We start from the raw sequence: 18544 nt of genomic DNA on the forward strand, positions 1-18544 counted from the left end.
TCAAGGCAAAATCGCGACTTGATTGAGGCCGACGGTATCAGGCAGACCAAACATGAGATTCATATTTTGAATCGCTTGGCCTGCAGCCCCTTTGACAAGGTTGTCCTGCACAACCAGAATGATCAGACGGTCACCGTTACCGGGGCGATGCAAGGCGATACGCAACGCATTGGAGGCGCGCACAGAGCGTGTGTCCGGCAAACTGCCTGCGGGCATCACATCGACAAACGCCTCTTTGGCATAACGCTGCTCGAACAAGGCTTGAAAATCTGTGTCTCGCGCCTCAGGCAAAATCCGCACATAAATCGTGCTGAGCATGCCGCGAATCATCGGCACCAGATGCGGAACAAAGGTCAAGCCAACCGAGGTGCCCGCGAGGCGGTCAAGCTGGGCCTTGATTTCAGGATGATGGCGGTGACCCGCGACACCATAAGCTTTGAAATTGTCACCCGCCTCTGAAAACAGCATCCCCACTTCGGCTTTGCGACCTGCACCGCTCACGCCGGACTTGGAGTCGGAAATGATGTCGGAGGTATCGATCATAGGCTTGCCCCCAAGCAATGGAGCCAAGCCCAGCAAAATCGTTGTGGGATAACATCCTGGATTCCCGACCACGCGCGCACGCGTAATGGCTTCACGATTGAGCTCGACCAATCCATAGACGGCTTCCTCGAGTACTTCAGGGCAGGTATGCGGGATTTTGTACCAGTGCTCAAACGTCGCGATATCTTTTAGACGAAAGTCTGACGCCAGATCAATGATGCGCACACCAGCGGCGAGCAACTCTTTGGCTTGGCTCATCGCCACACCATGCGGTGTCGCAAAAAACACCACATCGCAACCCGTCAGCGGCGCTTTCTCAGGCGAGGAAAACGCCAACTTTACATGCCCTCTCAGGTTGGGAAACATCTCAGCGACAGGCATGCCATCTTCTTTGCGCGAAGTAATGGCGTGAAGATCGACCTGGGGATGCTGAGACAAAATACGCAGCAGTTCGACACCGGTATAACCTGTGCCACCCACGATACCAACCTTGATACGCTTTGATGCTGTTTGTGCCATGAGAGTGTGCTCCTGAGAGTCCGCTGCAAGCGGATGCACGATTTAAATGATGTCCACATTATCCCATGCGTTCAAATTTCGATGGGGGCAAAACAAAAGGGACTCAAAGTTGAGGCGCCAAAACAAACAGGCCGCTTGCGCGGCCTGTTTGTTTCGAGATCCCGAAGGATCTCGCGCTTGAGTCGTCAGCGCATGCGTAATTAACGCTTGCTGAACTGCTTGCGACGACGGGCTTTGTGGAAACCGACTTTCTTACGTTCGACTTCACGGGCATCGCGTGTGACAAAGCCGGCTTTCGACAGCGCGGACTTGAGCGTTGCGTCGTAGTCAATCAGCGCACGGGTGATGCCGTGACGCACCGCACCCGCCTGGCCGCTTTCGCCGCCACCGTGCACGTTGATATGAAAATCAAACGAAGCAGTATGGCCAGTCAGCTCAAGAGGCTGACGAACCACCATGCGACCAGTTTCACGGGCGAAGTACTCGTCAACGGGTTTGCCGTTCACGACGATCTTGCCTGCACCTTTTTTCATGAAGACACGAGCCACCGAAGTCTTGCGGCGGCCGGTTCCGTAATTCCAATTACCGATCATGGCCTGTCCTTAAAATTCGAGGGGCTGTGGCTGTTGGGCAGAGTGCGGATGCTCGGCACCAGCATAGACCTTCAGCTTTTTAATCATCGCGTAACCCAAAGGACCTTTGGGCAACATGCCCTTGACGGCCTTCTGAACTGCGCGACCCGGAAAACGCTCTTGCATTTTTGCAAAGTTCGATTCGCGAATACCACCTGGGTATGTCGTGTGACGGAAATATTTTTTGTCTTGCGACTTATTACCGGTTACGACGATTTCAGCTGCGTTGATAATGACGATGTAATCGCCAGTATCAACGTGAGGCGTGAATTCTGGTTTGTGTTTACCGCGCAAACGACGTGCGACTTCGCTGGCCACACGACCGAGGACTTTGCCCTTGGCGTCAATCACGAACCAGTCACGCTTGACTTCATGCGGCTTGGCCACAAATGTCTTCATGATTGGATCCTAATAAATTCTCTCTGGGACCATCCCGGAAAGACTTCCCCTGATTGTTAGTCCAGCATTCATTGCCAAAGCGTTGTTACCCGCCCGTGCAGTTTGAAATACAGAAAACGCCGGCACTAAAAACCAAAGTTTTGACCCCAAAAAGGTGTCATTACTCGGGGAAAGCCTTTGATTCTACAACAAAATCCAGCTTCAAGCCAACTAGGTCCCAGCAATGGCCATCCGCTCAATCAAGATCGAGCCGGTCGTCTTGCTGCCACGGGTGATGGTGTCGGCGCCTACCGCCACAATCTGGGCAAACATCTCCTTTAAATTGCCTGCGATCGTAATTTCCTCAACCGCATGCTGAATTTGCCCGTTTTGAACCCAGTAACCGAAGGCGCCACGTGAGTAGTCGCCCGTCACATAGTTCACGCCCTGACCAATGAGTTCAGTCACAAGCAAGCCCGTACCCATTTTGCGCAACATCGCCTCAAAAGTATCCTTGCGCTTGGTCAGCGAAGATTTCAAGACAAGATTGTGCGAGCCGCCCGCGTTGCCTGTGGTCTGCATGCCCAGTTTGCGCGCCGTATAGGAGGACAAAAAATAACCCTGCAATACACCCGCGCTCACCACATCACGCGCCTGGGTTTTGACGCCCTCTTCGTCAAAAGGCGAACTACCCATCGCCCCTTTGATGTGAGGATTTTCATGAATGCTGACATGACCAGGGAAAATCTGGCGCCCGAGCGAGTCGAGCAAAAAGCTTGTCTGGCGATACAGGGCACCGCCACTTGTTGCATGCGTCAAAGCACCCAGAAGACCGAGGGCCAGAGGCGCTTCGAACAAGACGGGGAAATGTCCCGTTGGAATGCGACGAGCTGACAAGCGGGCGAGTGCGCGTTCGGCAGCGTAGCGCCCCACCGCCGCAGGATCGGCCAGACGATCCGCGCGACGGTCACTGGTATACCAGTAGTCGCGCTGCATGGCACGTCCGCGCCCGGCAATCGGCGAGACAGACAAGCCGTGCCTGGAATATGCGTAACCGTCTAGAAATCCTCTTGTGTTACCCAGGACAAAATGGCCTTCGTGCGTATCGACGCCCGCGCCTTCAGTATTAGTGATGCGCTTGTCTGTGGCCAGCGCGGCGCGCTCAGCCTGTACCGCAAGCTCAGTGGCTTCATCGACACTGATCGCCCACGGGTGATGCAACTGGAGATTGTTTTTCACACCAATCGCCAGCTGCTCAGCCTCAGGCAGACCGGCAGCCGGGTCCTCGGCGGTATAGCGGGCGATGTGCCAGGCGGCCTCCACCGTCTCGCGCAGTGCTTGGGTGGAAAAGTCAGAAGTCGAGGCTGAACCGCGGCGTTGACCCGCGAAAACGGTCACATCCAGTGAGCGATCCCGCGTCTGTTCAACCGTTTCCACTTTGCCCTTGCGAACCGAAACGGCCAACCCTCGGCCCTCGGAAACCTCGGCAGCCGCGTCACTCGCCCCCAAACTTTGGGCATGTTTGAGTGCCTGCGTCACTAAATCCTCGAAAATCGGGCGATTTTCAGCAACTGGAAGAAAAGAAATTGATGTAGCCATATTAGTCCGTTAGCGTGAGGCTTTATGATAGCTCTATGACACAAGAATTACCTCAAACACCCGACGGGACCGATGAGTCCCCATATGACGGCCCAAGCAAGTCGCAGTTAAAACGCGAAATGCATGCTTTGGTCGACCTTGGACGCGAGCTGGTGGACCTGTCCCCTGAGCGTCTCAAACAACTGCCGTTGGCCGAACGCCTCTATGACGCGATCCGCCTGGCGCAGCGCACGACGAGCCGGGAGGGTCTGCGCCGACAGATCCACTTTGTCGGCAAACTGATGCGCGACGCCCCCGCTGACGAGATTCGCACGATGCTTGAAACATGGAAACATGGCTCGCGCGAGCAGACACGGGCGATGCATCGGCTCGAAGCGCTGAGAGACCGGCTCCTCAAAGACGATGCGGCCTTCACGGCATTTCTGGAAAAATATCCGCATGCGGATATTCAGCATATTCGCACGCTCATTCGCGAAGGCCGCAAGGAAGCCACAGCCAACGAGTCACTCCGTCCTGGACAAGAGCCGCAACGCAAACACTACCGCGCGCTCTTCCAAGCCCTCAAAAACCTTCAAGATCCGGATACAGAAGCATGACCGCAGACGCTTTGCTTGAATGCGTAGAACACAGCACGACCCCCAACCCCACCCATAGCGTCCTGTGGCTGCACGGCTTGGGTGCGGACGGCCATGACTTCGCGCCAATCGTGCCGGAGCTTCGTCTGCCCGCTTCGTTGTCGGTACGCTTTGTTTTCCCGCATGCCACCGTTCAACCCGTCACGATCAATGGCGGCATGGCAATGCGCTCTTGGTACGACATCCTGACACCGAGCTTGGTTAAACGCGAGGACGAGCAAGGTATCCGTGCCTCAGAGCGTGCGATCCGCGCCTTGATCGCACGCGAAAATGCGCGTGGCGTCCCGACTGAACGCATCGTGCTAGCCGGTTTTTCTCAAGGCTGTGCAATGACGTTGCATACGGGTTTGCGCCTGCCTGCCAAGCTCGCTGGTCTCATGGGCTTGTCAGGCTATTTGCCTCTCATCGATTTGGCGAACGATGAACGTCACCCTGCCAATGCCGAGACACCGATCTTTTTGGCGCATGGCACCCATGATCCGGTTGTCGCGCTCGATCGTGCCGAAGCTTCACGCGCAAAACTCGTCGCACTCGGCTACCCCGTCGAGTGGCATACCTATCCCATGCCGCATTCCGTATGCGCGCAGGAAATTCACGACATTTCACGTTTTCTACAAAGCGTGCTGATTTAAAAGAAAGGTTTGTATTCATGTCCCCCGCTTCAACTACAGTTCGCACACGCTTTGCACCCTCGCCGACAGGCTTTCTTCACCTGGGTGGCGCGCGCACCGCTTTATTTTCCTGGGCCTACGCCAGACATTTTGGCGGCACCTTCATTTTGCGTGTCGAGGACACCGATCTGGAACGCTCCACACCCGAGGCCGTGCAGGCCATTCTGGACGGTATGTCCTGGCTTGGGTTGACGCCCGACGAGGGGCCTTTCTACCAAATGCAGCATATGGATCGCTATCGCGAGGTCGTAGGCAAAATGTTGGCAGAGGGCACAGCCTACCACTGCTATAGCTCACCCGCCGAGGTGGATGCCATGCGTGAACGGGCCCGCGCGCTAGGTCAAAAGCCTCGCTATGACGGCACCTGGCGTCCCGAGCCGGGCAAGACGCTGCCGGCCATTCCCGCGGATCGCAAACCTGTCGTACGCTTTAAAAGTCCTCAGGAAGGCGCGACGGGCTGGGTCGACATGGTCAAAGGACCCATCTCGTTCGACAACAGCGAGCTCGATGACTTGGTGATCGCCCGCCCCGACGGCACGCCGACCTACAATTTTTGTGTCGTGGTTGATGACTGGGACATGCGCATTACACATGTGCTGCGCGGTGACGATCATGTCAACAATACCCCTCGCCAAATCACCATTTTGCGCGCGCTCGGCGCACCCGTACCGGAATATGGTCACGTTCCCATGATTCTGGGCCCGGACGGTGAAAAACTCTCCAAACGCCACGGTGCGGTCAGCGTCATGGAATACGACCGTGACGGCTATCTGCCCGAGGCCATGATCAACTATCTGGCGCGCCTGGGCTGGAGCCATGGAGATGACGAGCTTTTTTCACGCGACCAGCTTGTCGCCTGGTTCGATCCTCAGCACCTCTCCAAATCCGCCGCCCAGTGGGATCCAAAAAAATTAAATTGGGTCAATGCTCATTACATTAAGCACAGTGATGATTCGGCACTGGCACAAGCCGTGGCACCACGCATTGCAGCGCGCGGGGGCAATCCGACAAAGGTCCCGCTGACGCAGGTCATGGCGCTTCTCAAAGATCGTGCTGAAACGCTTGAACAACTCGCCGACGCGGCGATGTTGTTTTGTGGCGCGCATACACCCGCCAGTCCCGAACTCGCGTCACAACATCTGACTGAGACAGCGCGTGTCGTGCTCAAGGACTTTGCCGAACAAGCCGCTGGACTGGAGTGGACGCGTGCAGCCCTAAGCGGACTCATCAAGTCCACCCTAGCCGCGCACGGACTCAAAATGCCTCAACTCGCCATTCCTTTGAGGGTTGCAATCGCCGGCACCACGCAAACACCGGCCATCGACGCCGTTCTGGAGATTCTCGGTAAGCAAACCGTCCTTGATCGGCTGGCCTTGATCTGACTGAGCGTGCTACATGAGCCTGAAGCTGTCTTGTACGCGCTGACCCGTGACAGGGCGGCTGTCAGGCTTATCCTCGCGGAAGACGACTCGCCTCGCATCTGCGCGCTCAATTAGGTAGGTCAAGGTGTACATCGGGTCGCGATAATCGATTTTTTCGCCATTCGAGCGACTAATGCGCAAAACCAGCTTTCCTTGTGGGGCTTCCCAGCAGCCTGTCTCACGCAGCTCAGAACGGATATTCCGGCCCTGCTTGACACGAATCTGCTGACGCATTTTGCCGTCGGCAGAGAGTGCCAACAGGGTCTGTACCTCGCCCGCGACACCCGTCTGCTTACGCACGACATACCAAACGCCTGTCAAAGTCTGACCAGCGGCGGGAGGCACGCAAACGAGCTCGGGCAGGTCCTCGGGCGCGATCACAAGCGGCGAATCAGAGGGGCGCGGGATGCCGCAACCTGTCAGGACGAAAACAAGAGCCGCGACGCACCAGCGAGAATAACCACCTTTGAACATCAAACCTCCAACCCGAAAAAAACACAAATTGAAAGTGGAATAGTGCTACATATTTGAACGTTAACGGGTACCTAATTGTTTTATTTAATAAAAACACCCCTGCCGTGACTCTATAGATTGGCTTTTACACCACACTTTCAACCCGCATAGGGTTAACGATAGTAAAAAAAGATGAAATTTATCTATTGCTTCAACCTGTCACAAACACTAGAATTAGTATCCATTCGATAATAAAACACTACATGTAGTGGTCGCTTGCCAAGATGCCTAACAGCTCCCGCGCAAGCAACCTGAAGCCTACATGCTTGGCCATGACCGAATTCGAGTGGGACGTGTGTCCCATTCACCTTGCAGGAGCCCAAATGCAAACTTCCACCAGTTCAGTGTCTCATCGCGAAGCGACACAACAGTTTTCCTACACAGACGCGCCCATTACAGAGGCCACCTGGACGCAGTACCACATCATCCGCCGAAACGGCGCAGTAGTGAGTTTCGAGCCGAGCAAGATCGGCATTGCCATGACCAAAGCTTTCTTGGCTGTGAATGGCGGTCAAGGCGCAGCCTCGGCTCGCGTACGCGAGCTGGTCGACTCCCTGACGCGTCAAGTGGTTCAAGCCTTGGTGCGCAGCCGCCCCAACGGTGGCACGTTCCATATTGAAGACGTGCAGGATGCAGTCGAACTCGCACTAATGCGCTCAGGCGAACACGATGTCGCCCGTTCCTATGTGCTGTATCGCGAGCGACGCGCCCAAGAACGCGCGAAATCCAATATTGAACAAGCCCCGGCTGAAGCCACCACGCTGCATGTCGTTGACGGAGGCGTTCGTAAGCCTCTGGATTTGGCAAAACTCCAGGCAACCATCGAATCCGCAGGCTTCGGACTGGGTGATTTCGTTGACACTGCCGCGATCCAAAGAGAAACCCTCAAGAATATCTACGACGGTGTTCCGGTCGACGAGGTCTACAAATCCGCGATCCTGGCAGCCCGTTCGATGGTCGAAAACGACCCCGCCTACAGTAAGGTCACCGCTCGCCTTCTGCTGCACACCATCCGCAAGGAAGTGCTGTCTGACGAAACTTCCCAGGAAGACATGGCCACGCGCTATGCGACCTATTTTCCGACCTTCATCAAGCGCGGCGTCGAGGCCGGCCTGCTGAATTCAGAACTCTCGCGCTACGACTTGCCACGTCTGGCCGCAGCGCTGGATGCCAGCCGGGACATGCAATTTGACTATCTGGGTTTGCAAACCCTCTATGACCGTTACTTCCTGCACATCCGCGGTCGGCGTATCGAACTTCCACAAGTGTTCTTCATGCGTGTGGCCATGGGACTGGCAATCGGTGAAGTCGACCGCGAAACACGCGCGATCGAGTTCTACCAAATCCTGTCGTCGTTTGACTTCATGAGTTCAACGCCGACACTGTTCAATGCCGGCACATTGCACTCGCAACTGTCTTCTTGCTACCTGACAACCGTCTCCGACAACCTTGATGGCATCTACGAGGCCATCAAAGAAAATGCCCTGTTGGCGAAATACGCCGGTGGTCTGGGCAACGACTGGACACCTGTTCGCGCGATGCGCAGTCATATCAAGGGTACAAACGGCGAAAGCCAGGGCGTGGTCCCCTTCCTGAAAGTCGTGAACGATACCGCCGTTGCCGTCAACCAGGGTGGCAAGCGCAAAGGCGCGGTTTGCTGCTACCTCGAATCTTGGCATCTGGACATCGAGGAGTTTCTCGAGCTGCGCAAGAACACCGGTGACGAACGTCGTCGCACACACGACATGAATACGGCCAACTGGATTCCAGACTTGTTCATGAAGCGCGTCATCGAAGGTGGCGACTGGACCCTGTTCTCACCTTCCGACTGCCCTGACTTGCACGAAAAGGTCGGCGCCGAATTCGAAAAAGCCTATATCGGCTACGAAGAAAAGGCCGCACGCGGTGACTTGACTCTCTTTAAGAAAATGCCCGCGATCAATCTGTGGCGCAAGATGTTGTCCATGCTGTTCGAAACCGGCCACCCATGGATCACGTTTAAAGATCCTTGCAACATCCGTTCGCCTCAACAGCACGTTGGCGTCGTGCACAGTTCGAACTTGTGCACTGAAATCACGCTCAACACCAACGACTCTGAGATCGCGGTCTGCAACCTCGGTTCGGTCAACTTGCCTGCGCATCTCAAACAAAACGCCGATGGCTCGATGTCACTGGACCACGACAAACTGCAGCGCACGATCAAGATCGCAATGCGCATGCTCGACAACGTGATCGACATCAACTACTACGCTGTCGCGAAAGCGCGCAACTCCAACGTGCGTCACCGTCCAGTTGGTCTGGGCATGATGGGCTTTCAGGACTGCCTGCACTTGATGCGCGTGCCATATGCTTCACAAGAAGCCATCGAATTCGCAGATCGTTCAATGGAAGCCGTTTGCTATTACGCCTACAGCGCATCAAGCGATCTCGCGGCCGAACGTGGTCGTTACGCAAGCTTCGAAGGTTCGTTGTGGTCGCGTGGCATCTTGCCGCATGACTCGATTGCACTGCTGCGCGAACATCGTGGTGGCTATGTTGAAGTTGATGAATCGATGACGATGGATTGGGATTCGTTGCGTGAACGCATCAAACGACAGGGCATGCGTAATTCAAATTGCGTTGCAATTGCCCCAACTGCAACAATTTCGAATATTATTGGCGTGTCTGCGTGCATTGAACCAACATATCAAAACTTGTACGTTAAATCGAACCTCTCCGGCGAGTTTACAGTTGTCAACGAACACCTTGTCCGTGACCTCAAGAAACTTGGCCTTTGGGATGAAGTGATGGTCGCCGATCTTAAATATTTCGATGGCAGCTTGTCCCGCATAGATCGCGTTCCGGCCGATTTGCGAACCCTATACGCTACAGCTTTTGAAGTTGAGCCTAGCTGGATCGTCGAATGCGCGGCACGTCGCCAGAAGTGGATCGATCAGGCACAGTCACTGAACATATATATGGCCGGTGCCTCCGGCAAGAAACTCGACGACACCTACAAGCTTGCATGGTTGCGTGGTCTCAAGACCACCTATTATCTGCGTACGCTTGGTGCGACGAGCGCTGAAAAATCAACTGGGCGTGGCGGTGAGCTCAACGCAGTGAATGTATCGGGTGCTGGCTCGACCAGCGGTACCTTTGCTTCTGCAGCGGCAACCTCCGCTTTACCCGAACCTGAAATTCTCGGGGCGGCCTGCACCATGAGACCTGGCGATCCAGGTTTCGAAGAGTGCGAAGCCTGCCAATAAACCGCCACCGGAAAAATATCATGCTTAGCTGGAACGACGAACCTACAACGACTACCGCCCCGCCAGTTGGCGCAGGTGGGGCACTTTCTTCAGTGCGACCCGCATCACTCGCTGCCACCATGTCTGCGCGCGCAGCAACCGGTGTATTTGGTGACACTGCTTTACCGACACCCGGGCTGACGCAGTCACCTGTGGCCCCCAACCCGGCCGCACGTGTCAATGTTGCCGACAAACGCATCATCAACGGACAGACCGACGTCAATCAACTTGTGCCCTTTAAATACAAGTGGGCCTGGGAAAAGTACATCGCGACTTGCGCCAACCACTGGATGCCGCAAGAGATCAACATGTCGCGCGACATCGCGCTTTGGAAAAATCCAAACGGATTGACCGAAGACGAGCGTCGCATCATCAAGCGCAACCTCGGTTTCTTTGTGACAGCCGACTCGTTGGCGGCCAACAACATCGTACTGGGCACCTATCGCCACATCACGGCGCCCGAGTGCCGTCAGTTCCTGTTGCGCCAGGCTTTCGAAGAAGCGATCCACACACACGCTTATCAGTACATCGTCGAGAGCCTGGATCTCGATGAATCAGAAATTTTCAACGCATACAACGAAGTTCCCTCGATTCGCGCCAAGGATCAGTTCTTGATTCCTTTCATCGATGCAATCGCGGATCCAAACTTCAAAACTGGCACACTCGAAGCGGATCAAAAGCTGTTGAAGTCCCTGATTGTGTTTGCCTGCCTGATGGAAGGCTTGTTCTTTTATGTTGGCTTTACCCAGATCCTTGCGCTGGGTCGCCAAAATAAAATGACTGGCGCTGCTGAACAGTACATGTACATCCTGCGTGATGAATCCATGCACTGCAATTTCGGTATCGATCTGATCAACACCATCAAGCTCGAAAACCCCCAACTCTGGACACCAGCCTTCCGCGAAGAAATTCGCGCGCTGTTCGCCAAAGCGGTGGATCTTGAATACGCCTACGCCGAAGACACCATGCCACGTGGCGTGCTGGGTCTGAATGCGCCGATGTTCAAGTCATACCTGCGCTTTATCGCTAATCGTCGATGCCAGCAGATCGGTATCGAACCTCTGTTTGCCCAGGAAGAAAACCCCTTCCCCTGGATGGCAGAAATGATTGACCTGAAGAAGGAACGCAATTTCTTTGAAACACGTGTGATTGAATATCAGACCGGGGGCGCGCTCAATTGGGAATAAGCCAATTGGGAATAAGTCTCTAGTCAGCGTTTCAGTCTCACTTTGTACTTGCCAGTCGGCGGCTAAACCCGCCAGCTGGTGCCATTTGAATTGGTTCGCGTCTCGAACGAGAGGCAGTTCAAATGGCTGTGCCGGATTCATCAGCACAAATCAACGTACTACCTCAGTATGGTAGTGGCTTGTGACGATGAATAACTCGGGCGACACATCCTCCCATGGTGGGCGGAGTCGAGCACGGGTTTTAATGTTTGGGACCCTGAACTAAGGAGTATTACCATGGCAACAGCCAAAAAAGCAGCAAAGAAAGCAGTAAAGAAAGCAGCCGCAAAGAAGCCCGCAGCTGCAGCAAAGAAAGTCGTTGCAAAGAAGCCAGCAGCAAAGAAAGTCGCTGCTAAGAAGCCCGCAGCAAAGAAAGCAGTCAAGAAAGTAGCGAAAAAAGCCGCGGCCAAAAAGCCAGCTGCTAAAAAAGTCGCTGCTAAAAAGCCTGCTGCTAAAAAAGTAGCAAAGAAAGCTGTCAAGAAAGTCGCAGCAAAGAAAGCGGCAGCTAAAAAGCCTGCGGCCAAAAAAGCCGTTGCTAAAAAGCCAGCAGCTACAAAAGTTGCTGCAAAAAAAAAATAGTTAAAAAACCCGCAGCTCAAAAGCCGGCAGCCGCCGCCCCCTCGACCGCCGCAGCGCCAGGTGCAAAAACTGCCCTGAACCCTGCAGCGTCGTGGCCCTTTCCAACGGGTGGCCGTCCCTGAGCGTTTAGCTAAGGTCAGTTAGTTCTAGCCGTCTGGTTCGCCAGACGGCTTTTTTTATCCTTTCCACAAAAGTCTGTCCGACACGCACACTGCAGTGCATGCGACAATATCGAATCTATTTCTCCATTCGGGACACACCTTCTTATGATTGGCGAAATCCTACGCTTTCTGCTCGATATCGGCTTTACCTTGATCGGTGCGGTGCTCCTTGCGCGCGCTTGGCTCCAAGCTGTCAAGCTCCACCCTTTCAATCCAATTTCTCAGGCCATCTATCAGGCGACCAACTGGCTGGTAGGGCCGCTGAGACGGATCGTGCCTACAGGTGGTGGTATTGACTGGGCAACCCTGCTTGGTGCAGTACTTGCCGCGATCGTTTATCTCGTTTTGTTGTGGTTTGTCTCAACCGCAAGCATGCTGCCGGTCAAACTGATCCCAGGCATCATTGGTGCAGGGTTTGCCACAGTGGGGCGCTGGGCACTCAATCTGATCATCTGGCTGACCTTGATTCAGGCTATCTTATCTTGGATCAACCCCATGGCGACTATCATGCCAGTTCTGCGTACCATGACAGAGCCATTGCTTGAGCCGATTCGGCGCATCATGCCGCGCCTGGGTGGCATTGACTTGTCACCCTTGGTGTTGTTGATTCTGGCTCAAATCGCCATCATGGTTGTTACCCGTATCATTTACCAGCTCTTTCCGCTGATCGTTCTCTAGTCCGCTTGCGACTTTTTAACTGCCACTAAGCGGGACCACACGCGTGGGTCCCGCACCACTAATCACCTGAACACGCTGGTTCATCATGATCGGTAAATCGGCCTCCTGCGCGATCACCCGGGTCTCACCGTTATCCAAACGAACGGTGATCTCCAGACCATCTTTCTTACCCATCTGATCTTCTACTGCGTTTCCAGCGAGCGCGCCCAACAGTGCGCCACCAATAATCGCCAGCGTGCGACCTGTGCCGCCACCCACTGCACTGCCCGCCACACCACCGACCGCGCCACCGGCGATCGCACCGCCACCTGAAGTCTGATCGCTCTGGATCGTGATCGGTCGTACGTTGATCACCGTACCGTTACGCACAATTTGATCACGTTGTGTCTGGTTGTAGTTATACACGTTGGCAGAAGCGGAAGGCTTGGCGCAACCGGAGACCAGCATGACAGCGGTGAGCGCAACAGCGCCTGTCGCTAAACGCATGCGAGTGGAGGTGTGCAAAAAAGACCGGCTGTTCATGACAAAACTCCTTTCAAACACACTCAAACAGGCAATTGCAAATTGAAATGGCCTTTGAGCATCGCATCGATGTCGGCTCGACTCGGCGCATGATTTTGCGGGCCGCGGGAAGCGATCTTAATCGAGCCCATCAGATTTCCAAGTTTACAGGCATCAATCCAACTCCAGCCTTGTGTCAAGCCGTACAACACGCCCGCTCGATGCGCATCGCCGCAACCGGTAGGATCGACAAGTCCCTGGGGTTTGACTGGATCGATGTGATGTTCCTGCCCCTCTGTGTAAAGTGTCGCACCATTTCCACCACGTGTCACGACAACAGCGCGCAGACTCTTGGCCAACTCTGTGATTGTTTTGCCGGTTCGTTGCTCCACAACGCTTGCCTCGTAGTCATTGACTGTCAGCGCCTGAGCCAGGTTGAGCATACTGAGGATATCTGCGCCATCGAACAGCGGCATCGCCTGACCAAGATCGAAAATAAAAGGCGTGCCTTGGGCGTGCAAACGCTTGGCGTGCGCCATCATGCCTGCCTTTGAGTCAGGAGCGACGATCGCCCAGGCAGCATGATGACCGGTCAAATCGTTTTCCGATGAACGATCCATCGCACCGGGATGGAAAGCCGTGATCTGATTATCGTCCAAATCTGTCGTGATAAAACATTGAGCGGTCAATGTCTCTGGCAGGCTGCGGATCATTTTGACCTCGATGCCGAGCTGTTTAAAACGCTGCAAATAATCCGAGGCGTCTTCGCCCACTGTGGCCACAGGAATAGGATGACCGCCCAGCAGTTTGAGGTTGTAGGCGATGTTGCCCGCACACCCTCCAAACTCACGACGCATTCTGGGCACTAAAAAAGACACACTTAGCGCATGGATACGGTCGGGCAAAATATGCTCTTTAAATTGACCTTCGAAAACCGCGATCGTATCGAATGCGACCGAACCACAAATCAAAACTGGCGATGTCATGCTGAATGCCTCAGGGGAAAAAGGGTTTAAGTGTGTAGCCGTTGATCTGCAAGCCTGTGACAGATACGGGCAAAACAAGATTGACTTCCTGTCCCTTGGCGAAAGGCTGGTCGACTAGGCTTTTGGGCAGATATTCATTTGGACTCAAGCGTTTTCTCAATACAACCGTACCAGAGGCATCCGTGAGCTCTAACGAGAGATGTGGCCAGGGTTGGGGCTGATTTAAACGATTACGCAAAGAAAACCGCAGAGTCATCTCGACGGGCCGTCCTTCTTGGTCAGCGCCTGCCTGACGTTCGAAGGCCGTGACTGAAACCGAGATTCGCTCAAGATAACGGCGCAAGCTCACATCGCACTTCAGTGTCGTGCAAAGTGACTGCAGCGCAGGACGCAAGGAAGGAAACTGCGTGGCAAGATCGTTGCGGTAAACATAGGCGAGCTGAATCAGCAGCAAGGCAAGTGCGAGCGCGCTCGCCAAACCCCACAGCAAATACATCAGTCTCGGCGTGTCCACCTCGTCTACCAGAAATTCAGGCTGGGTCCGCCCCACTGATGCGCCCTCAACACGCAACCGCGACTCTCCGAGTATCGTCACTGATGATTGCGATTCCCTGTGCGGCTCCGTTTGCGACTTCCTTTGCGGCTCCCTGAGCGGCTCCCTTGTCGACTCCGGGCGCGATCTCAGGACTGAGGGTACCTCGGGCGCAGCGCGTGCGCTCAAAACAGGTTGTTCCACCCTCTCAGTCCGCTGACGCAGAACGGCTGGTTCGGCGGGCTCTGCACGCGGCGTCAGCACTGCGGACGCATCTGTTGAAGATGCAGGCCGTTGTGTCAGAGTCGGAAGCTCGCTTTGTAACGAGGCGAAGCCATCAAAGATGTGCGCGCAGGCACCGCAACGAACCAAGCCGTCGAGGGCTTGAAGCTGCTCAAGCTTGACGACAAAGTCACTGTGGCACTTTGGGCAGCGTGTCACCAGGCTCATCGCAACACCTCAGGGCTTGCAACCCGCCAGACAGACCCAACCATCACGGGCCTGCCAGACAGACATCGGCAACCAAGGCGCATAAGCCTGCGCGACTTCCAAAGCCTGACGCTCCAGCACACCCGACAGCACAAGATGGCCGCCTGAACGCACGCGCGTAGACAGCATGGGCGCCAACACCTTGAGAGGATTGGAAAGAATATTGGCCACCACGACGTCAAACTGCCCGTCAAGCAAACCTTCGGGCATTTGAGCATTGACCACAGTCTGATTGGCCAAGGCATTTGCGACAGTTGCCTGAACGGCCTGCTCATCGATATCGACACCCGTGACGCTCGCGGCACCCAGCATTTTGGCGGCAATCGCCAAAATGCCCGAGCCACAACCATAATCAAGTACGGTTGAGCCTGTTGGCAGCTCATTGGCCAACCACTCTAGGCAAAGATGTGTCGTTGGATGACTGCCAGTACCAAAAGCCAAACCCGGATCGAGCTGAATGGCAATCCGACCTTTAACAGGCGTCTCAGGCATCTGATCAGCATGCCAGCTTGGAACAATCAGAATGTGTTCGCCAACTGAAATTGGACCAAACTGTGATTGTGTGAGGCGTACCCAATCCGCATCGGGCACTTCACGCAAATGCCACGGTAAATCAGTCTCTGTATCCAGATCCTCGCGGGCGCTGGCCAGCAACTGCTCCGGATCAGTTCCATCCGCCAACAAGACGACTAGGCGATTGCGTGTCCAGACTTGCGTGTTGGGTTCGCTTCCGGGCTCTCCGAAAAGAGGCTGCTCTTCGTCGGTGTCCAGATCCGCGTCTTCGACGGATACAGACAAGGCACCCGACTCAAGCAAGCCGTCAGAAAGTGGCTCCGCGAGAGAGCCGGGACACAGCAGAACCAGTTCACGCATCGTGATTTCCGTTACTCGGTACGAGAGGCGAGCTTGTGTTCGAGATAATGAATACTGGTGCCTCCCTCAACAAACTTGGCATCCGCCATCAGGTCACGGTGAAGAGGAATATTAGTTTTAATCCCTTCAACCACCATTTCCGACAACGCAATCGACATTTTGGCGACGGCCTGCGCACGTGTGTCACCATAGGTAATCACCTTGGCGATCATGGAATCGTAATTCGGTGGTACGAAGTAACCATTGAACACGTGGGAGTCGATCCGCACACCGGGGCCTCCGGGCGTGTGCCAATTGGTGATGCGTCCGGGGCTTGGCATAAAGGTAAAGGGATCCTCGGCATTGATCCGGCACTCGACCGCATGGCCACGGAACGTGATGTCCTTTTGGCGAAGCTGGAATTTTTCGCCCGCAGCCACACGTATCTGTTGCTGCACAAGATCAATCCCCGTGATGAGTTCTGTGACGGGATGCTCAACCTGAATACGCGTGTTCATTTCAATGAAATAAAACTCGCCATTTTCATAGAGAAACTCAAAAGTTCCTGCACCGCGATATTCGATTTTCCGGCACGCTTCGGCGCAACGTTCGCCTATTTTTTCAATCAGCTTTCGCTCAATTCCGGGCGCAGGCGCTTCCTCAATCACTTTTTGGTGACGACGCTGCATGGAGCAGTCTCGTTCACCGAGCCAAACCGCATGTTTGCCGCCATCGGCTAGCACCTGAATCTCGATGTGGCGTGGGTTTTCAAGAAACTTTTCGAGATACACCTCGGGATTGTTGAACGCCGCACCCGCTTCTGATTTGGTCATGGTGACAGCATTGAGCAAGGCCGCCTCGGTATGCACCACACGCATGCCACGACCGCCGCCGCCGCCCGCAGCTTTAATAATGACCGGATAGCCCACCTCGCGCGCAATCCGCAGCACCTCATTGGAGTCATCCGGCAAGGCGCCTGCCGAGCCTGGTACCACGGGTACCCCAGCTTCGATCATGGCCTGTTTGGCACTCACCTTATCGCCCATCAAGCGAATGGACTCTGGACGGGGGCCGATAAAAACAAAGCCGCTTTTTTCAACACGGTCGGCAAAATCAGCGTTTTCAGACAAGAAGCCATAGCCCGGATGGATTGCCTCGGCGTCCGTCACCTCTGCGGCGGCAATGATGGCCGGCATATTGAGATAGCTATCACGCGAAGCCGGTGGACCGATGCAGACGGACTCGTCAGCTAAGCGCACATACTTGGCGTCACGATCGGCTTCGGAGTGGACGACGACGGTCTTGATGCCCATTTCACGACATGCGCGCTGAATGCGCAACGCAATTTCGCCTCGATTGGCGATCAGTATCTTTTCAAACATATCAAGCGATCACAAAGAGTGGCTGGCCGTACTCGACCGGTTCACCGTTTTGAACCAGAATTTCCTTGATCACGCCAGACTTGTCCGCCTCGATCTCGTTGAGCAGCTTCATCGCTTCGATGATGCACAAGGGCTCGCCTTCTTTGACTGTTTGGCCGACTTCGACGAACGCGGGGGAGCTTGGATTCGGGGCGCGGTAGAACGTACCGACCATCGGAGCCTTGACCGTGTGCCCAGCAGCTGCTGCGGCGGGCACAGGGGCGACCGCTGCGGCGGCAGGCGCGACTTCGGCCGAAGGGGCAGGCGCATATTGTGGCGCAGGCGCATAAGCAACAGGCTGAACTGCCTGCGAAAACTTGACAATTCGGACCTTGCCTTCGCCCTCAGTAATTTCGAGCTCGGCGATGCCCGACTCGGCCACCAGGTCAATCAAGGTTTTCAGTTTTCTCAGATCCATAGTATTTCCGTAAGGTTCTAGATGGGCTCGTATTGAGCGGCAAAGCGTACTGCAGCCTCGTACCCTGAGGGGCCGAGACCCGCCACCACACCGACCGCTAAATCTGACAGGTATGAGTGATGGCGAAACTGCTCGCGTTTGTAGACGTTTGAAAGATGTACCTCTACAAAAGCGATCTTGACACCCGCCAAGGCATCGCGAATCGCAACGCTCGTGTGGGTGTAGGCACCGGCATTCACAATAATGAAATCCGTGCCGTCGGTCCGTGCCTCTTGAATGCGATCAACGAGCGCGCCTTCATGGTTACTCTGATAGGTGGATAATTTGACACCAAGCGACTGCGCAAGACGCACCAGACCCGACTCGAGCTCGGGCAAGGTCGTGTGCCCATAGAGATGCGGCTCCCTCAGCCCGAGCATATTCAGGTTGGGGCCATTCAAAACGAGTAGGTGTTGTGCCATGCCGTATCGCCAAAAGCAATGATCAGGTGCGCATTTTTACGCCAA

General features: G+C 54.9%; 18 protein-coding genes and 1 pseudogene. 7 read left to right on the forward strand and 12 right to left on the reverse strand.

Translation table 11 applies throughout. The annotated features are described in order from the left end of the window. From argC to pmbA, 4 genes are all read right to left on the reverse strand, one after another. Complete coding sequence (gene argC / locus QWY27_RS01105; protein ID WP_290193915.1) at positions 1 to 1062, reverse strand: N-acetyl-gamma-glutamyl-phosphate reductase; 1062 nt, start codon at positions 1060 to 1062, stop codon at positions 1 to 3. A 200-nt stretch (positions 1063 to 1262) separates the two neighbouring features. Next, complete coding sequence (rpsI, locus tag QWY27_RS01110; RefSeq protein ID WP_290193916.1) at positions 1263 to 1655, reverse strand: 30S ribosomal protein S9; 393 nt, start codon at positions 1653 to 1655, stop codon at positions 1263 to 1265. A gap of 9 nt (positions 1656 to 1664) precedes the next feature. After that, positions 1665 to 2093 (reverse strand): 50S ribosomal protein L13, encoded by a 429-nt coding sequence (rplM, locus tag QWY27_RS01115; RefSeq protein ID WP_290193917.1) that lies wholly within the window; start codon positions 2091 to 2093, stop codon positions 1665 to 1667. Between the two features lie 210 nt (positions 2094 to 2303). After that, on the reverse strand, positions 2304 to 3671 hold the full coding sequence (gene pmbA, locus QWY27_RS01120) for a metalloprotease PmbA (protein WP_290193918.1): 1368 nt from the start codon (positions 3669 to 3671) through the stop codon (positions 2304 to 2306). A 35-nt stretch (positions 3672 to 3706) separates the two neighbouring features. Between pmbA and yjgA the strand changes: the two genes are divergently transcribed. Genes yjgA through gltX form a run of 3 tightly spaced genes read left to right on the forward strand, consistent with a single transcriptional unit; the run spans position 3707 to position 6359 of the window. Beyond that, entirely contained in the window at positions 3707 to 4267 is a 561-nt protein-coding gene (yjgA, locus tag QWY27_RS01125; protein WP_290193919.1) for a ribosome biogenesis factor YjgA, read from the forward strand. Next, positions 4264 to 4938, forward strand: a complete 675-nt coding sequence (locus QWY27_RS01130; RefSeq protein ID WP_290193920.1) for an alpha/beta hydrolase — start codon at positions 4264 to 4266, stop codon at positions 4936 to 4938. The genes yjgA and QWY27_RS01130 overlap by 4 nt, the downstream gene beginning before the upstream one ends. A gap of 17 nt (positions 4939 to 4955) precedes the next feature. Next, positions 4956 to 6359 carry a glutamate--tRNA ligase gene (gene gltX, locus QWY27_RS01135; protein WP_290193921.1) on the forward strand — a complete coding sequence of 468 codons (1404 nt, stop codon included), beginning with the start codon at positions 4956 to 4958 and terminating at the stop codon, positions 6357 to 6359. Positions 6360 to 6368: 9 nt separating this feature from the next. Here gltX and QWY27_RS01140 read toward each other — a convergent pair whose 3' ends face one another. Further along, positions 6369 to 6872, reverse strand: a complete 504-nt coding sequence (locus tag QWY27_RS01140; protein WP_290193922.1) for a hypothetical protein — start codon at positions 6870 to 6872, stop codon at positions 6369 to 6371. Between the two features lie 362 nt (positions 6873 to 7234). On the opposite strand from QWY27_RS01140, the gene QWY27_RS01145 reads away from it, so the two are divergent. From QWY27_RS01145 to QWY27_RS01160, 4 genes and pseudogenes are all read left to right on the forward strand, one after another. Then, positions 7235 to 10156, forward strand: a complete 2922-nt coding sequence (locus QWY27_RS01145; RefSeq protein ID WP_290193923.1) for a ribonucleoside-diphosphate reductase subunit alpha — start codon at positions 7235 to 7237, stop codon at positions 10154 to 10156. Between the two features lie 20 nt (positions 10157 to 10176). Beyond that, positions 10177 to 11382 (forward strand): ribonucleotide-diphosphate reductase subunit beta, encoded by a 1206-nt coding sequence (locus QWY27_RS01150; RefSeq protein WP_290193924.1) that lies wholly within the window; start codon positions 10177 to 10179, stop codon positions 11380 to 11382. 276 nt (positions 11383 to 11658) lie between these two features. Beyond that, positions 11659 to 12122 (forward strand): annotated as a pseudogene (locus QWY27_RS01155) (histone H1-like repetitive region-containing protein). A gap of 144 nt (positions 12123 to 12266) precedes the next feature. Continuing rightward, positions 12267 to 12839 (forward strand): YggT family protein, encoded by a 573-nt coding sequence (locus QWY27_RS01160; RefSeq protein ID WP_290193925.1) that lies wholly within the window; start codon positions 12267 to 12269, stop codon positions 12837 to 12839. A 15-nt stretch (positions 12840 to 12854) separates the two neighbouring features. On the opposite strand, the gene QWY27_RS01165 is transcribed toward QWY27_RS01160, so the two are convergent. From QWY27_RS01165 to aroQ, 7 genes are read right to left on the reverse strand one after another with little or no spacing between them, the layout of a single operon-like run. Continuing rightward, positions 12855 to 13361 carry an outer membrane lipoprotein gene (locus QWY27_RS01165; RefSeq protein ID WP_290193926.1) on the reverse strand — a complete coding sequence of 169 codons (507 nt, stop codon included), beginning with the start codon at positions 13359 to 13361 and terminating at the stop codon, positions 12855 to 12857. A gap of 23 nt (positions 13362 to 13384) precedes the next feature. Beyond that, a complete protein-coding gene (locus QWY27_RS01170) occupies positions 13385 to 14326 on the reverse strand; it encodes a carbohydrate kinase family protein (RefSeq protein WP_290193927.1) in 942 nt (313 codons plus the stop codon). Between the two features lie 10 nt (positions 14327 to 14336). Next, positions 14337 to 15308: a zinc-ribbon and DUF3426 domain-containing protein gene (locus QWY27_RS01175; RefSeq protein ID WP_290193928.1), complete on the reverse strand. Its 972-nt coding sequence runs from the start codon at positions 15306 to 15308 to the stop codon at positions 14337 to 14339. Between the two features lie 9 nt (positions 15309 to 15317). Further along, positions 15318 to 16220: a 50S ribosomal protein L11 methyltransferase gene (gene prmA / locus QWY27_RS01180; protein WP_290193929.1), complete on the reverse strand. Its 903-nt coding sequence runs from the start codon at positions 16218 to 16220 to the stop codon at positions 15318 to 15320. 11 nt (positions 16221 to 16231) lie between these two features. After that, positions 16232 to 17581, reverse strand: a complete 1350-nt coding sequence (gene accC, locus QWY27_RS01185) for an acetyl-CoA carboxylase biotin carboxylase subunit (protein ID WP_290193930.1) — start codon at positions 17579 to 17581, stop codon at positions 16232 to 16234. 1 nt (position 17582) lies between these two features. Beyond that, positions 17583 to 18038, reverse strand: a complete 456-nt coding sequence (accB, locus tag QWY27_RS01190) for an acetyl-CoA carboxylase biotin carboxyl carrier protein (RefSeq protein ID WP_290193931.1) — start codon at positions 18036 to 18038, stop codon at positions 17583 to 17585. A 17-nt stretch (positions 18039 to 18055) separates the two neighbouring features. After that, positions 18056 to 18499: a type II 3-dehydroquinate dehydratase gene (gene aroQ / locus QWY27_RS01195; protein WP_290193932.1), complete on the reverse strand. Its 444-nt coding sequence runs from the start codon at positions 18497 to 18499 to the stop codon at positions 18056 to 18058. Positions 18500 to 18544: the final 45 nt, after the last annotated feature.

It is taken from the genome of Zwartia vadi, from assembly GCF_030410375.1.
GTDB classification, from domain to species: domain Bacteria; phylum Pseudomonadota; class Gammaproteobacteria; order Burkholderiales; family Burkholderiaceae_B; genus Zwartia; species Zwartia vadi.

Coding starts and splice junctions, on each gene's coding strand:
- argC (WP_290193915.1), bottom strand. CDS start 1,062: ATGGCACAAACAGCATCAAAGCGTATCAAGGTTGGTATCGTGGGTGGC.
- rpsI (WP_290193916.1), bottom strand. CDS start 1,655: ATGATCGGTAATTGGAATTACGGAACCGGCCGCCGCAAGACTTCGGTG.
- rplM (WP_290193917.1), bottom strand. CDS start 2,093: ATGAAGACATTTGTGGCCAAGCCGCATGAAGTCAAGCGTGACTGGTTC.
- pmbA (WP_290193918.1), bottom strand. CDS start 3,671: ATGGCTACATCAATTTCTTTTCTTCCAGTTGCTGAAAATCGCCCGATT.
- yjgA (WP_290193919.1), top strand. CDS start 3,707: ATGACACAAGAATTACCTCAAACACCCGACGGGACCGATGAGTCCCCA.
- QWY27_RS01130 (WP_290193920.1), top strand. CDS start 4,264: ATGACCGCAGACGCTTTGCTTGAATGCGTAGAACACAGCACGACCCCC.
- gltX (WP_290193921.1), top strand. CDS start 4,956: ATGTCCCCCGCTTCAACTACAGTTCGCACACGCTTTGCACCCTCGCCG.
- QWY27_RS01140 (WP_290193922.1), bottom strand. CDS start 6,872: ATGTTCAAAGGTGGTTATTCTCGCTGGTGCGTCGCGGCTCTTGTTTTC.
- QWY27_RS01145 (WP_290193923.1), top strand. CDS start 7,235: ATGCAAACTTCCACCAGTTCAGTGTCTCATCGCGAAGCGACACAACAG.
- QWY27_RS01150 (WP_290193924.1), top strand. CDS start 10,177: ATGCTTAGCTGGAACGACGAACCTACAACGACTACCGCCCCGCCAGTT.
- QWY27_RS01160 (WP_290193925.1), top strand. CDS start 12,267: ATGATTGGCGAAATCCTACGCTTTCTGCTCGATATCGGCTTTACCTTG.
- QWY27_RS01165 (WP_290193926.1), bottom strand. CDS start 13,361: ATGAACAGCCGGTCTTTTTTGCACACCTCCACTCGCATGCGTTTAGCG.
- QWY27_RS01170 (WP_290193927.1), bottom strand. CDS start 14,326: ATGACATCGCCAGTTTTGATTTGTGGTTCGGTCGCATTCGATACGATC.
- QWY27_RS01175 (WP_290193928.1), bottom strand. CDS start 15,308: ATGAGCCTGGTGACACGCTGCCCAAAGTGCCACAGTGACTTTGTCGTC.
- prmA (WP_290193929.1), bottom strand. CDS start 16,220: ATGCGTGAACTGGTTCTGCTGTGTCCCGGCTCTCTCGCGGAGCCACTT.
- accC (WP_290193930.1), bottom strand. CDS start 17,581: ATGTTTGAAAAGATACTGATCGCCAATCGAGGCGAAATTGCGTTGCGC.
- accB (WP_290193931.1), bottom strand. CDS start 18,038: ATGGATCTGAGAAAACTGAAAACCTTGATTGACCTGGTGGCCGAGTCG.
- aroQ (WP_290193932.1), bottom strand. CDS start 18,499: ATGGCACAACACCTACTCGTTTTGAATGGCCCCAACCTGAATATGCTC.